Source organism: Saccharothrix saharensis, assembly GCF_006716745.1.
Classification (GTDB): domain Bacteria; phylum Actinomycetota; class Actinomycetes; order Mycobacteriales; family Pseudonocardiaceae; genus Actinosynnema; species Actinosynnema saharense.
In genome coordinates this window covers 5,571,771-5,584,433 of sequence record NZ_VFPP01000001.1, presented here as the reverse complement: position 1 = coordinate 5,584,433, position 12,663 = coordinate 5,571,771, and the positions used below count along the sequence as shown (strand labels likewise).

12 protein-coding genes are annotated in these 12,663 nt (G+C 70.8%); 6 read left to right on the top strand and 6 right to left on the bottom strand.

What is annotated here, in order from left to right; genetic code table 11:
• The first annotated feature begins 35 nt into the window (after positions 1-35).
• Genes sdhC through FHX81_RS25070 form a run of 4 tightly spaced genes read left to right on the top strand, consistent with a single transcriptional unit; the run spans position 36 to position 3,432 of the window.
• Positions 36-461 (top strand): succinate dehydrogenase, cytochrome b556 subunit, encoded by a 426-nt coding sequence (gene sdhC, locus FHX81_RS25085; protein WP_141980444.1) that lies wholly within the window; start codon positions 36-38, stop codon positions 459-461.
• Positions 462-463: 2 nt separating this feature from the next.
• The gene (locus tag FHX81_RS25080; RefSeq protein ID WP_141980443.1) at positions 464-874 is read left to right on the top strand and encodes a succinate dehydrogenase hydrophobic membrane anchor subunit; all 411 of its coding nucleotides are present in this window, start codon (positions 464-466) and stop codon (positions 872-874) included.
• A 24-nt stretch (positions 875-898) separates the two neighbouring features.
• A complete protein-coding gene (gene sdhA / locus FHX81_RS25075) occupies positions 899-2,650 on the top strand; it encodes a succinate dehydrogenase flavoprotein subunit (protein ID WP_141980442.1) in 1,752 nt (583 codons plus the stop codon).
• Positions 2,650-3,432 (top strand): succinate dehydrogenase iron-sulfur subunit, encoded by a 783-nt coding sequence (locus FHX81_RS25070; RefSeq protein WP_141980441.1) that lies wholly within the window; start codon positions 2,650-2,652, stop codon positions 3,430-3,432. The genes sdhA and FHX81_RS25070 overlap by 1 nt, the downstream gene beginning before the upstream one ends.
• A 203-nt stretch (positions 3,433-3,635) precedes the next feature.
• On the opposite strand, the gene FHX81_RS25065 is transcribed toward FHX81_RS25070, so the two are convergent.
• Positions 3,636-4,916 carry a D-alanyl-D-alanine carboxypeptidase family protein gene (locus FHX81_RS25065; protein ID WP_141980440.1) on the bottom strand — a complete coding sequence of 427 codons (1,281 nt, stop codon included), beginning with the start codon at positions 4,914-4,916 and terminating at the stop codon, positions 3,636-3,638.
• Between the two features lie 60 nt (positions 4,917-4,976).
• Here FHX81_RS25065 and FHX81_RS25060 point away from each other — a divergent pair, with 60 nt between their 5' ends.
• Positions 4,977-5,213, top strand: coding sequence for an SCO4848 family membrane protein (locus FHX81_RS25060; RefSeq protein ID WP_141980439.1), 237 nt, complete (start codon positions 4,977-4,979; stop codon positions 5,211-5,213).
• Positions 5,214-5,239: 26 nt separating this feature from the next.
• The gene (locus tag FHX81_RS25055; RefSeq protein WP_141980438.1) at positions 5,240-5,584 is read left to right on the top strand and encodes a hypothetical protein; all 345 of its coding nucleotides are present in this window, start codon (positions 5,240-5,242) and stop codon (positions 5,582-5,584) included.
• An 11-nt stretch (positions 5,585-5,595) separates the two neighbouring features.
• Here FHX81_RS25055 and FHX81_RS25050 read toward each other — a convergent pair whose 3' ends face one another.
• From FHX81_RS25050 to FHX81_RS25030, 5 genes are all read right to left on the bottom strand, one after another.
• Positions 5,596-6,567 carry a YhjD/YihY/BrkB family envelope integrity protein gene (locus tag FHX81_RS25050; protein WP_141984121.1) on the bottom strand — a complete coding sequence of 324 codons (972 nt, stop codon included), beginning with the start codon at positions 6,565-6,567 and terminating at the stop codon, positions 5,596-5,598.
• 79 nt (positions 6,568-6,646) lie between these two features.
• Positions 6,647-7,717, bottom strand: coding sequence for a tryptophan--tRNA ligase (gene trpS, locus FHX81_RS25045; RefSeq protein WP_246107964.1), 1,071 nt, complete (start codon positions 7,715-7,717; stop codon positions 6,647-6,649).
• A gap of 22 nt (positions 7,718-7,739) precedes the next feature.
• Positions 7,740-8,027, bottom strand: coding sequence for a hypothetical protein (locus FHX81_RS25040; RefSeq protein ID WP_141980437.1), 288 nt, complete (start codon positions 8,025-8,027; stop codon positions 7,740-7,742).
• Between the two features lie 162 nt (positions 8,028-8,189).
• Positions 8,190-10,709, bottom strand: a complete 2,520-nt coding sequence (locus FHX81_RS25035; RefSeq protein WP_141980436.1) for a bifunctional FO biosynthesis protein CofGH — start codon at positions 10,707-10,709, stop codon at positions 8,190-8,192.
• A gap of 103 nt (positions 10,710-10,812) precedes the next feature.
• Positions 10,813-12,498 carry a TIGR03767 family metallophosphoesterase gene (locus FHX81_RS25030; RefSeq protein WP_141980435.1) on the bottom strand — a complete coding sequence of 562 codons (1,686 nt, stop codon included), beginning with the start codon at positions 12,496-12,498 and terminating at the stop codon, positions 10,813-10,815.
• Between the last annotated feature and the right edge of the window lie 165 nt (positions 12,499-12,663).

The following is a 12,663-nucleotide window of genomic DNA, read 5'->3' as shown; positions in this document are numbered from 1 at the left end:
GACCAGTCCACCACTGACGCTGGAGGCCGTTGCGCATGGCCGGCACCACCGCACCCGAGCGGGCGGGCACCTCTAAAGGGGGCGGAACGCTCTACCGCGGCGACCTGGGGATGTGGTCCTGGGTCGCCCACCGCATCACCGGTGTGTTGACGTTCTTCTTCCTGTTCGCGCACGTCCTGGACACCGCACTGGTGCGGGTGTCGCCGGACGCGTACGACAAGGTCATCGAGACCTACAAGAACCCGATCGTCAACCTGTTCGAGGTCGGCCTGGTCGGCGCGGTCCTCTACCACGCGCTCAACGGCATCCGGGTGATGCTCGTCGACTTCTGGGAGAAGGGCGCGCGCTACCAGAAGCAGATGCTGTGGGCGGTGCTCGTCGTCTGGGTGCTGGTGATGATCCCCGGCACCTACTACATGCTGGTCCGCACGGTTACCGACCTGCTCGGTGGGGGTCACTGATCATGAGCGAACTGACCCTGGCCAAGCCGCGCGCACCGCGCCGCCCCGCCGCCCGCCGCAGCAACTTCGAGCTCTACAGCTGGCTGTTCATGCGCATCTCGGGCGTCGCCCTGGTGGTGCTGGTGCTCGGACACCTGTTCATCATGAACATCCTCGACGGCGGCGTGCACCGCATCAACTTCGGATTCGTCGCGGGCCGGTGGGCCTCGCCGTTCTGGCAGTTCTGGGACCTGGCGATGCTGTGGCTGGCCCAGATCCACGGCGGCAACGGCCTGCGCACCGTGATCAACGACTACGCCCGCAAGGACGCGACCCGGTTCTGGCTCAAGGTGCTGCTCTACGTCTCGATGGTGCTGATCATCGCCCTCGGCACGTACGTGATCTTCACCTTCGACCCGAACATCACCGACTGACCCGCCGCGGGGAGTACTCAAGCCATGCAGTTCCACAAGTACGACGTCGTCATCATCGGCGCGGGTGGCGCCGGGATGCGCGCGGCGATCGAGTCCGGCCAGCGCGCCCGCACGGCCGTGCTCACCAAGCTCTACCCCACGCGTTCCCACACGGGCGCCGCGCAGGGCGGCATGTGCGCCGCGCTGGCGAACGTCGAGGAGGACAACTGGGAGTGGCACACCTTCGACACGATCAAGGGCGGTGACTACCTGGTCGACCAGGACGCCGCCGAGATCATGGCGAAGGAGGCCATCGACGCGGTCCTCGACCTGGAGAAGATGGGCCTGCCGTTCAACCGCACGCCCGAGGGCAAGATCGACCAGCGGCGGTTCGGCGGCCACACCCGCAACCACGGCGAGGCGGCCGTGCGCCGGGCGTGCTACGCGGCCGACCGCACCGGCCACATGATCCTGCAGACGCTGTACCAGAACTGCGTCAAGCACGGCATCGAGTTCTTCAACGAGTTCTACGTCCTCGACATCTGCCTGACCGAGACCGAGGACGGCCCGGTCTGCACCGGCGCGGTGGCCTACGAGCTGGCGACCGGCGAGATCCACGTGTTCCAGGCCAAGTCCGTGGTGTTCGCCACCGGCGGCTTCGGCAAGGTCTTCAAGACCACGTCCAACGCGCACACGCTGACCGGCGACGGCATGGGCATCGTGTTCCGCAAGGGCCTGCCGCTGGAGGACATGGAATTCTACCAGTTCCACCCGACCGGTCTCGCGGGCCTGGGCATCCTGCTCACCGAGGGCGCGCGCGGCGAGGGCGCGATCCTGCGCAACGCGTCCGGCGAGCGGTTCATGGAGCGCTACGCCCCCACGATCAAGGACCTCGCGCCGCGCGACATCGTCGCCCGCTCGATGGCCCTGGAGGTGCTGGAGGGCCGCGGCGCGGGCCCGAACAAGGACTACGTCCTGCTCGACTGCACCCACCTGGGCGCCGAGGTGCTGGAGACGAAGCTCCCCGACATCACCGAGTTCGCCCGCACGTACCTCGCGGTCGACCCGGTGAAGGAGCCGGTGCCGGTCTACCCGACCGCGCACTACGCGATGGGCGGCATCCCCACCAACGTGCACGGCGAGGTGCTGCGGGACAACGACAACGTCCTGCCCGGCCTGTACGCCGCCGGTGAGTGCGCGTGCGTGTCCGTGCACGGCGCCAACCGGCTCGGCACCAACTCGCTGCTCGACATCAACGTGTTCGGCCGGCGCGCGGGCATCGCCGCCGCCGAGTACGCGCTGTCGCACGAGCACGTGGAGCTGCCGGAGAACCCGGCCGCGGCCGTCGAGGCGCAGGTGGCGCTGGTGCTGTCCGAGCACGGCCAGGAGCGCGTGGCGGACATCCGCACCGAGCTGCAGGCCACGATGGACGCCAACGCGTCGGTGTACCGCACCGAGGACACGCTCAAGCAGGCGCTGCACGACGTGCAGGCGTTGAAGGAGCGGTACTCGCGGATCACCGTGCAGGACAAGGGGAAGCGGTTCAACACCGACCTCCTGGAAGCGGTCGAGCTGGGCTTCCTCCTGGAGCTGGCCGAGGTTCTGGTCGTGGGCGCGCTGGCGCGCAAGGAGTCCCGCGGCGGTCACGCGCGCGAGGACTACCCGAACCGCGACGACACGAACTTCATGCGCCACAGCATGTACTACAAGCAGGGCGACGGCTTGCTGGCCGACATCCGGCTCGACTACAAGCCCGTGACGTTCACCCGGTACCAGCCGATGGAGCGCAAGTACTGATGACCGCTACCGCTGAAGTGTCCACCGGCTCGCGCGGGAACCAGCCCCCCGTGCCGGACGGCGCGATCACCGTCACCCTGAAGGTGCGCCGGTTCAACCCGGAGTTCGACGACGAGCCGCGCTGGGACTCGTTCGAGATCCCGGCCCTGCCGTCGGACCGCGTGCTGAACCTGCTGCACTACGTGAAGTGGTACATCGACGGGACGCTGACGTTCCGCCGGTCGTGCGCGCACGGCATCTGCGGCTCGGACGCCATGCGCATCAACGGCGTGAACCGGCTGGCGTGCAAGGTGCTGCTGAAGGACCTGCTGGCGAGCGGCGGCAAGCCGACCACGATCACCATCGAGCCCATCAAGGGGCTGCCGGTCCACAAGGACCTGCTGGTCGACATGGAGCCGTTCTTCGAGGCGTTCAAGGCGGTCAAGCCGTACCTCATCACGTACGGCAACGAGCCGACGCGCGAGCGGGTCCAGTCCATCGCCGACCGCGAGCGGTTCGACGACACCACCAAGTGCATCCTGTGCGCGGCGTGCACCACGTCGTGCCCGGTGTACTGGACCGAGGGGTCCTACTTCGGCCCGGCGGCGATCGTGAACGCGCACCGGTTCATCTTCGACAGCCGTGACGAGGGCGCCGAGGAGCGGCTGGACATCCTGAACGACGTGGACGGCGTGTGGCGCTGCCGGACGACGTTCAACTGCACCGACGCCTGCCCCCGCGGCATCCAGGTCACCAAGGCCATCCAGGAAGTCAAGCGCGCCCTCCTCTTCAAGCGCACCTAACCCGAGAGTCGAACGCTCAGGCCTCGAGTGTCGAACGCTCAGGTACCCCGAATTCAACACTCAGGACGCGTGGGCAAGCCGGCCACGCGTCCTGAGTGTTGAACTCACCGGTCGTGAGCGTTCGACACTCGCGCTCTGGGCGTTCGACACTCGCGCGCTGGGCGTTCGACACTCGGGCGCTGGGCGTTCGACACTCGCGGGGGTCAGGGCTGTTGGCGGGCGGCGCGGGCGGCTTTGGCGCGGCGGCTGCGCAGGTACATCAGCAGGGCGAGGACGAGGCCCAGGCCGGCGACGGCGGTGATGGGGCCGCCCACGTTGCCGAACGCCGTCTGCATGGCCGACGGCTCAGTGCCGTCCGGCGTGGAGTTGGCCACCTCGCCGACACCGGCGCCGGTCGGCGTCGGCCGCGGCTCGGTGGTCTTCTTCTTCACCTGCGGCGCGCCCTCGACCAGGCGGCCGACCGGGTTGCCGGACGCGGCCGGCTCCAGGGCGAAGCCGTAGTCGAGCAGGCGGGCCGCCTGGTCGGTCATCCTGATCGGCTGCTGCCGGCCCCGCAGCAGCACGACGACGAGCCGCTTGCCGTTGCGCTCGGCCGCGCCGACGTACGTGTGCTGGGCGTCGTCGGTGAACCCCGACTTCCCGCCCAACGCGCCCTGGTACGTGGTCAGCAGCCGGTTGTCGTTCACCACCGGCACGGTCCCGTTGCCGTTCGCCGCCGGGAAGTCGATCCGCTGCGTCATCACGGCCTTGACGAAGTCCGGGTACTCCATCGCCTCGCGGTAGATCAACGCCACGTCGTACGCCGACGTCGACGTGCCCGGCGCGTCCAGCCCGGACGGCGTCACGGCCCGCGTGTCCAGCGCACCCAGCTCGGCCGCCAGGGCGTTCATCTTCCGGATCGCGGACGGCACCCCGCCCAGCCGACGGGCCAGCGCGTGCGCCACGTCGTTGCCCGACGCCATCACCAGCGCCTGGAGCATCTGCTCGACGCTGTACTCGGCGCCGTTGCGCAGCCCGACGCACGTGCACTCCTGCGCCAGGTCCTCCGGGGTCGCCACCACGGTGGCGTTGAGCGGCAGCTCCTTGGCGACCACCATCGCCAGCAGCACCTTGATCACCGACGCGGGCCGCTGCCGGCCGTGCGGGTCGAGGGCCGCCAGCACGGCCCCGGTGCCCATGTCGGCGAGCAGCCAGCTCTCGGCGGTGATGCCCTCCGGCGGCACAGGCGCGTTCGGCGGCAGCACGAGACCGCACTCGCCGAGGCGCTGTCCCCCGATCGGGCTCTCGGGTACCTCGATCGGCGGCGGGGGCTTCTCACCCGGAGCCACCTGTTCGGACGTGTCGACCGGCGGGGGCGGCGACACCTTGTTCTCACAGGCCGGCTGGGCCGCCGCGAGCGGTGCGGCCACGACCGACGCGCCGGCCATCAGCGCGCAAGCAGCCAGGACCAGGGCAACGGGCCGTCGGAACGCGGAGGAACGCACCCGACCAGGCTAGCCACCCCGGATGAGTGACCTGCACCCGCCACGTCCGATACTGCTCCGGTGAAGCTCTCCCGCGGCATGTCCGTCTTCCTGCTTGCCTTCGGGGTGTGGTCCTGGGTGATCTGGCCGACCTTCCTGCGCAACTTCTGGAAGGACCCCCGTTCGTGGGACGGCGGCCCGACCGCGTTCTTCACCGTGCACCTGCTGCTGGTTGTCGCGTCGCTCACATTCGGCACGGTCATCGGCGTGCTGGGCGTGCGCGGGCTGCGTGCGGCCAGGAGCGGCAAGACCGACTGACACCCACCACACCTGGAGGCTCCGCCGTGGAGTTCGTGCGCCTACTGCTGGTGTTCCTGCACCTGCTCGGCATGGGCATGCTGATCGCGATGTTCTTCGTCCAGCGCCGGTCGGGGACCGACGCGCCGCTGAACAAGGGCTGGCTGCACGGCAGCGCGTTGCAGCTGCTGACCGGTGTGGCGCTGATGGGCCTGGCCCCGCTGACCGACCAGGACTACAACGACATCAAGATCGGCGTGAAGCTGCTGGTCCTGGTCGTCATCGCGGCCCTGGTCGCGGTCAACCTGAAGAAGAGGCCCGCCGCCTGGCTCACGCCGGTGCTGGCCGGCCTGGTCGTGCTGAACGTCGGCCTCGCCGTCTTCTGGACCTGAGCCACCCGGCCTCACCGCCGCCGGAACAACGCACCCAGCAGCAGCCCCGCGCCGACCAACCCCGCGGCGGTGCGGGGGCTGGGGCCTTGGCGCACCTCCACCACCGGCCGGATCACGGCGGGCGGTGGTGGCGCGGGCGGGTCGCGCAGCAGGTTCTCCCGCGCGGTGGCCGTCCAGGCGGTGATGAACAGCAGCGACTGGGCCACCAGGTTCGCGAAGAACAGCACACCGATGATCGGGCCGAACGCCGCGCCGGCCGGTGACGACGTGACGGTGCTCAGGTAGAGCGTCCCGCCCTGCTTGAGCACCTCGAACACGATCGCCGCGGCGGCCGCGCCCTTGGCCGCGCTGCGCAGGCTGAACGGCTTGCGCGGCAGCTTGGCCAGCACCCACAGGAACACCAGCCAGTTCGCCACCAGGCCGAGCACGATGGTGCCGATCTTGAGCAGCGCCTCGGCCCACCCGACGCCGTCGAGGCCGACCCACCGCAGCACCAGCTCGGCCAGCCCGCTGCCCGCCGCCGTCAGGCCGAACGACACCACCAGCGCCGCACCCAAGCTGACCAGGGCCAACAAGTCCTTCAGCACCGTCTTGACGAACGGCAGGTCCTGCTTGGGGTGCCCCCACTGCGCGGTCAGCGCGTCACGCAGGTTGCTCACCCACCCGTAGCCGGAGTAGACGGCGGCCAGCAGGCCGAGCACGCCGACCGTGCCCTTGGACTTGATGGCCTCGGCCACCACCTCGTTGATGGTCTCGCCGAGCGCGCCCGGCACCGCTTCGGTGATGGAGGCCTTCAGCTCGTCCAGCAGCTCGGGCTGCGAGGCCAGCACGAAACCGGCGACCGCGAAGCCGATCATCAGCATGGGCACCAGCGACAGCACGCTGAAGTACGTCACGGCCGCCGCGTAGTGCGCCCCGTACTGCTCGCTGTACCGCTGGGCGGCGCGGAACAGGTGGTCCAGCCACGGCCGTTCCCGGCGCATCCGATCGAGCTTCGACTCCGCCCCACCCGTCTGCGCCCCACCCGTTTCCGCCACACGGAAAAGCTAGTGCGCCGGGTGATCAGCCGCCAATCGGGAGGAAGCCGATCCGGTCGTAGGTCCGCGCCAGCGTCTTCCCGGCCACCTCGCGCGCCCGTTCCGCGCCGCGCGCCAGCACCTTGTCCAGCTCGGCGGAGTCGTCCAGGTACTCGGCCACCCGCGCCCGCACCGGCGTGACGAACTCGGTGAACACCTCGCCGAGGTCCTTCTTCAGGTCCCCGTAGCCCTTGCCGTCGTAGTCGGCGACCAGGGAGTCGATCGAGCGCCCGGTCAACGCCGAGTAGATCACCAGCAGGTTGCTCACGCCCGCCTTGTGCTCGGGGTCGTACACGATCTCGCGGCCGGTGTCGGTGACCGCGGACCGGATCTTCTTGGCCGACCGCTTCGGGTCCTCCAGCAGCTCCACCACGCCCGCCGGCACGGACTTCGACATCTTCGACGTCGGGTCCTGCAGGTCGTAGATCTTGGCGGTGTCCTTGACGATGTGGGGCTCGGGCAGCCGGAACGTCTTGCCGTAGCGGGTGTTGAACCGCTGCGCCAGGTCGCGGGTCAGCTCCAGGTGCTGCCGCTGGTCCTCGCCGACCGGCACGTAGTGCGCCTGGTACAGCAGGATGTCCGCGGCCTGCAGGATCGGGTAGGTGAACAGGCCGACGCCGACCCCCGCGGTCGTCTGGTTGCCGGCCCCGCCGTCGGTCTGCCGCGCGGACTTGTCCTTGAACTGCGTCATCCGGCTGGCCTCGCCGAACCCGGTCAGGCACTGGAGGACCCAGCCGAGCTGGGCGTGCTCGGGCACGTGCGACTGCACGAACAGCGTGGACCGGTCGGGGTCGACGCCGAGCGCGAGCAGCTGCGCGGCGGACACCCTGGTGTTGTGCCGCAGCACCTTGGGGTCCTGCTCGACGGTGATCGCGTGCAGGTCGGCGATGAAGTAGAACGCGTCGTGCGCGTCCTGCAACGCCACCCACTGCCGCAACGCGCCCAGGTAGTTGCCCAGGTGGAACGAGCCGGCGGTCGACTGGATGCCGGACAGCACGCGGGGGCGGCTCACCGGAGCCGGGTTCTGGGCGATCTCAGCGGAGTTTTCGACGGCCACGGGGAGGATTCTCCCAGGCCGATCAGACCCCGGTGGTGGCGGGCCGCACCTCGGCCGCGCCGTCGCCGCCGGCGGTCACCTGGGGGACGACGGGCTGGTTCGCCGCCGTGCGCACCACCGCGGTCCGACGCCGCCGGACCAGGCCGAACACCAGGCCGATCGCGCCGAACGCGACCGCGACGAGGCCGACCGGCGCCTCGAGGGAGACCGGAGCCGCCACCGCGCCGTCGGCCGCCACCGCGACACCCTCGACGACCAGGGAAGACGCCGCGCCCAGGACCAGACCCAGGACCGCACCGCGACCGCGCACCGCCCAGCCTCCTCACCAACACCGTGCCACCCCACCGGGGAGTGAACCTTGTTGACGGACGGCCGCGAACCTACCGAAGCTGTTGGGCTGGCATGCCCGGTTCGGGTAAACGCGACCGGCGGCAGACTAACCACCTCCGCGTTCACCCCTCCCCGCAGGGGGTTACCTCACGGCGTCGACTCGGCCATATGTCGTAGTGCGCTGCCGCGCCGGGCGGCCCGCCAAGGCGGCCGTGGCGTGCAACTGCTCGGCCGTGCGGGCGGAGCCGTGCTCGGAGCCCGCCATGCGGCTGATGGTCTCCTCCATCAGCGTGCCGCCCAGGTCGTTGGCGCCGCCGCGGAGCACCTCGGCGGTGCCCTCGTCGCCCAGCTTGACCCACGAGCACTGGACGTTGTCCACGCGGCCGTGCAAGGCGAGCCGGGCGAACGCGTGCACGGCCCGGTTGTCGCGCCGCGTCGGGCCGGGGCGCGCGACGCCCGCCAGGTAGATCGGCGCGTTGCGGTGCACGAACGGCAGGCCCACGAACTCGGTGAGGCCACCGGTGCGGTCCTGGAGGGCCGCCAGGGCGCGGAAGTGGCCGAGCCAGTGGCCGGGGTGGTCGACGTGGCCGTACATCATCGTGGACGAGGAGCGGATGCCCACCTCGTGCGCGGTGGCGACCACGTCCAGCCAGGTGGCGGCGGGCAGCTTGCCCTTGGTCAGCACCCAGCGCACGTCGTCGTCCAGGATCTCGGCGGCGGTGCCCGGGATGGTGTCCAGGCCCGCGTCACGCAGCTCGGTCAGCCACTCGCGCACGCTCACGCCCGCCTTGGCCGCCGCGCTGACGACCTCCATCGGGCTGAACGCGTGCACGTGCATGCCCGGCACCCTGGCCTTGATCGCGCGCACGACGTCGGCGTAGTAGGTGACCGGCAGCTTCGGGTCGATGCCGCCCTGCATGCACACCTCGGTGGCGCCCGCGTCCCACGCCTCCTGGGCGCGGTCGGCGACCTCGGCCACGGACAGCCGGAACGCGTCGGCGTCGCGCTCCCGCTGGGCGAACGCGCAGAACCGGCAGCCGACGTAGCAGACGTTCGAGAAGTTGATGTTGCGGTTGACCACGTAGGTGACGTCGTCGCCGACCACCTCGGCGCGCAGCTCGTCGGCGAGCCTGGCCATGGTCTCCAGCGCCGCGCCGTCGGCCGTGAGCAGCGCCATGGAGGCGTCCGTGTCGTCCAGCAGCTTCTCGGGGCTGTCGGCGGCCAACCTCAGGGCGCGCGCGGTGTCCTCCGGGAGCCGTTCGACGGCCTTGGGGACGCTCAACGACGCCCAGTCGCCGTAGACGCTGTCGAAGTCGCCGCGCCGGTCCCCGGTGCGACCCTCGGTGTCGATGGCGGTGTTCAGGTCGGCCCGGCCGTAGGTGTCGAGGCCGCCGTCGGGCTCCTGCCACTCGCGGCCGACGACCGGCGCGCCCGGCTCGGCCAGGCCGTCCGGGCGCGCCAGCGCGGACACGTGCGCGGTGAGGCGGGTGTCGACCCACTGCCCGGCGGGCGCGGTCACGTAGCGCGGGTAGACGGCCAGGCGCTCCGCCAGCTCGAACCCGGCGGCGCGGGTGTGCTCGGCCAGCACGTCGACCTGCGGCCACGGCCGTTCGGGGTTGACGTGGTCCGGCGTCACGGGCGACACGCCGCCCCAGTCGTCGATGCCGGCGCGCAGCATCAGCCCGAACTCCCCGCCGACCAGGTTCGGCGGCGCCTGCACGCTCGTGGACGACGGCATGACCAGCCGCGCCACCGCGATCGTGGCGGCCAGCTCGTGCAGGTCGGCGTCGGGCATGCCGCGCATCGCGGTGTCCGGCTTGGCCCGGAAGTTCTGGATGATCACTTCCTGGATGTGCCCGTACTGGCGCGCGACGCCGCGCATGGCCAGCAGGGACTCGGCGCGCTCGGTGATCGTCTCGCCGATGCCGATCAGCACGCCGGTGGTGAACGGCACGTTCACCCGGCCCGCGTCGGTGAGCACCCGCAGGCGGACCGCGGGCTCCTTGTCGGGGCTGCCGTAGTGCGGGCCGCCCTTCTGCGACCACAGCCGCTCGGCCGTGGTCTCCAGCATCATCCCCATGCTGGCCGCCACCGGCCGCAGCCGCTGCAGCTCCTCCCAGCTCAGCACGCCGGGGTTGAGGTGCGGCAGCAGGCCGGTCTCCTCCAGCACGGCGATCGCGCCGGCCCGCACGTAGTCCAGCGTGGACGAGTAGCCGCGCGCCTCCAGCCACTCCCGCGCCTGCGGCCACCGCTCCTCGGGCCGGTCGCCGAGCGTGAACAGGGCTTCCTTGCAGCCGTGCGCGGCGGCCCGGCGGGCGATGTCGAGCACCTCGTCCCGCTCCAGGAACGCGGCGGGCAGCTTGTGCGGGACCGTGGCGAACGTGCAGTAGTGGCAGCGGTCGCGGCACAGGCGGGTCAGCGGGATGAACGCGTTGCGGCTGTAGGTGACGACGCCCGGCCGCCCCTCCGCCAGCAGGTGGGCGTCCCGGACCCGGCCCGCCGCGTCCAGCAACGCCTCCAGGTCGTCACCGCGGGCGTGCAGCAGCACGGCGGCTTCGGTGGCGTCGAGCACCGCGCCGTCGGCGGCACGGCGCAACGCGCGTCGCATCGCCGACGCGCTGGGCGTCGGTTCCGGCGGGGTGATCGAGATGTCCACGGCCACGACAACGACATTAGGTGTGGAAAATTCCTGATCACGCCCAGTGTGACGTCCGACACGAAGCGCAGCGGGCTGCGGGTTCGGGGGTGGCGGACCGGTCAGCGGATCACCGGACCGGCGACCTGCCCGCGACGAGCAGTTCGGTGTTGCGGTCGGTCGGGGCGCCGACGGCGTTCGCGTTCGCGTGCGGGTCGTTGAACGCGAACTCGCGGGCCAGCGACGCCAGGCCGCGCGGCGAGAAGTCGTCGTAGTCGGCCCGGTAGGGCGCGTCGCCCTCGACCAATGTCGTGAACAGCGACAACGTGCCGTCGCCGTTGTCCGCGAGCTCGATGATGCGGGCGTGCTGCGGGTGGTCGACGTGCGCGGCGGTGTTGATCTCCCAGAACGCCCGGTCGCCCGTGCCGTGCGGGACGATCCGGTTCTCGTGGGTGTGGCCGTTGACCCAGGCGACGACGTTCGGGAACCGGCCGAGGAGGTCCACCAGCGCCTTGCCGTCCAGGCGGGGGTCGAGCGGGCGGCGGCGGTCGGGCAGGACGTTGCCCATGGTCCAGCTGGTGTGGTGGCTGAACAGGACGAACAGCTCATCGGTGACGTTCTGGCGGTGCGGGAAGCCGAACGCGTCGTAGTAGCGGGAGCTGCCGCGCTTGAGCGTGCGCTCCAGCCAGAGGTACTGGTGCAGGCCGATCGAGCCGTCGGAGAAGCCGCCGGTGGTCGTGGTGTCGAGGCTGATGCCGGTGACGCCGGGCGCGATCGGGAACGCGTAGAAGACGTCCACGCCGTCGGCGTTGTCGTCGGTGAAGCCGTGGCCGTGCGGCCCGGGGCCGGTGTGGCGCGGGTCGAGGTGGGCCCGGACGAACTCGGCCGTGGTGAACGGGCGGCGACGGGCGTCCGGGGTGACCGTGCGGACCAGCCCTCCTTCGGCGACGACGGCCGCCGCGTCCAGCACGTGCGCCGGGTCGGTCATGGCCCGGGCGAGGCGGGCTGCTTGGGCGTCCGAGAAGCCCATGATCTTCCGGTTCGAGGTGTAGAGGCCGTCGATCAGCGGCAGGCCGTCGGGCAGGGTGCCGACCACGCTGTCGTCGTGGTTGCCGAACGTGCAGTACCAGGGGACGCGCAGGCCGGGGCTGTCGAACGGGCGGATGGCGGCGTCGAGCAGGCCGGGCAGGTGCGGGAAGCCCTTGGCCTTGTAGTCGTCGACGAGGGTGGAGTGCGGGTTCCAGTAGGCCTTGACGCCGGAGTCCTGCACGCCTTCGTAGCGGGTCGGGTCGCCGGTGTTGGCGGTGATCCGGCCACCGTTGAGGACGGTGAGGAACCAGTCGAGCTCGACGAGCTCGTGGTTGTCGGTGTTGTCGCCCGTGGTCATCATGAAGTCGATCGGGCGATTGGTGAACGGTCCGTTGCGGATCTCGTCGATCTTGCGGACGAGGGCGGCGGACGTGTGCTGGGCGAGCGTTTCGTGGGCGCGGAAGGCGCCGGCGCCCATCAGCGGGTGGGTGTACTCGAAGCGGGCGGGACTCTGCGCGTCGACCATGTGCATGTCGGTGAACTGCACGAAGCAGGCCAACGACGTGCGCCGGTCGGCCCGTCCGGCGCCGGGCGCGGCGAGGTCGGACCGCACCACCACCGGCCACCCGGGCCCCGCCTGCAACCGCCGGTAGCCGGTCGCGCCGACCGCCGCGGCCGTGACGTCCAACGTCGTGCCGGTGGTGGCCGCCCAGGCGGGCCCGCCCCACGCCAGCACCGCACCCGCCGCACCCGTCGCCTGCAAGAAACGCCGCCGGCTGATCCCCATCGCACGCTCCCGGTGTCTCGGTGAGGTGAAAAGTTCTCACGAACCGGGGAGCGCGTCACGACCTCGGGGTGAAGTGCGGCCGAACGAGCGAAGTCGATCGTCGGGTAAACCGATTCCGTTGCGGCACAACGACTGGCGACCGGTGGCCCACCGGGACGTGCGCCG

Coding starts and splice junctions, on each gene's coding strand:
- FHX81_RS25080 (WP_141980443.1), top strand. CDS start 464: ATGAGCGAACTGACCCTGGCCAAGCCGCGCGCACCGCGCCGCCCCGCC.
- sdhA (WP_141980442.1), top strand. CDS start 899: ATGCAGTTCCACAAGTACGACGTCGTCATCATCGGCGCGGGTGGCGCC.
- FHX81_RS25030 (WP_141980435.1), bottom strand. CDS start 12,498: ATGGGGATCAGCCGGCGGCGTTTCTTGCAGGCGACGGGTGCGGCGGGT.
- sdhC (WP_141980444.1), top strand. CDS start 36: ATGGCCGGCACCACCGCACCCGAGCGGGCGGGCACCTCTAAAGGGGGC.
- FHX81_RS25050 (WP_141984121.1), bottom strand. CDS start 6,567: ATGCGCCGGGAACGGCCGTGGCTGGACCACCTGTTCCGCGCCGCCCAG.
- FHX81_RS25070 (WP_141980441.1), top strand. CDS start 2,650: ATGACCGCTACCGCTGAAGTGTCCACCGGCTCGCGCGGGAACCAGCCC.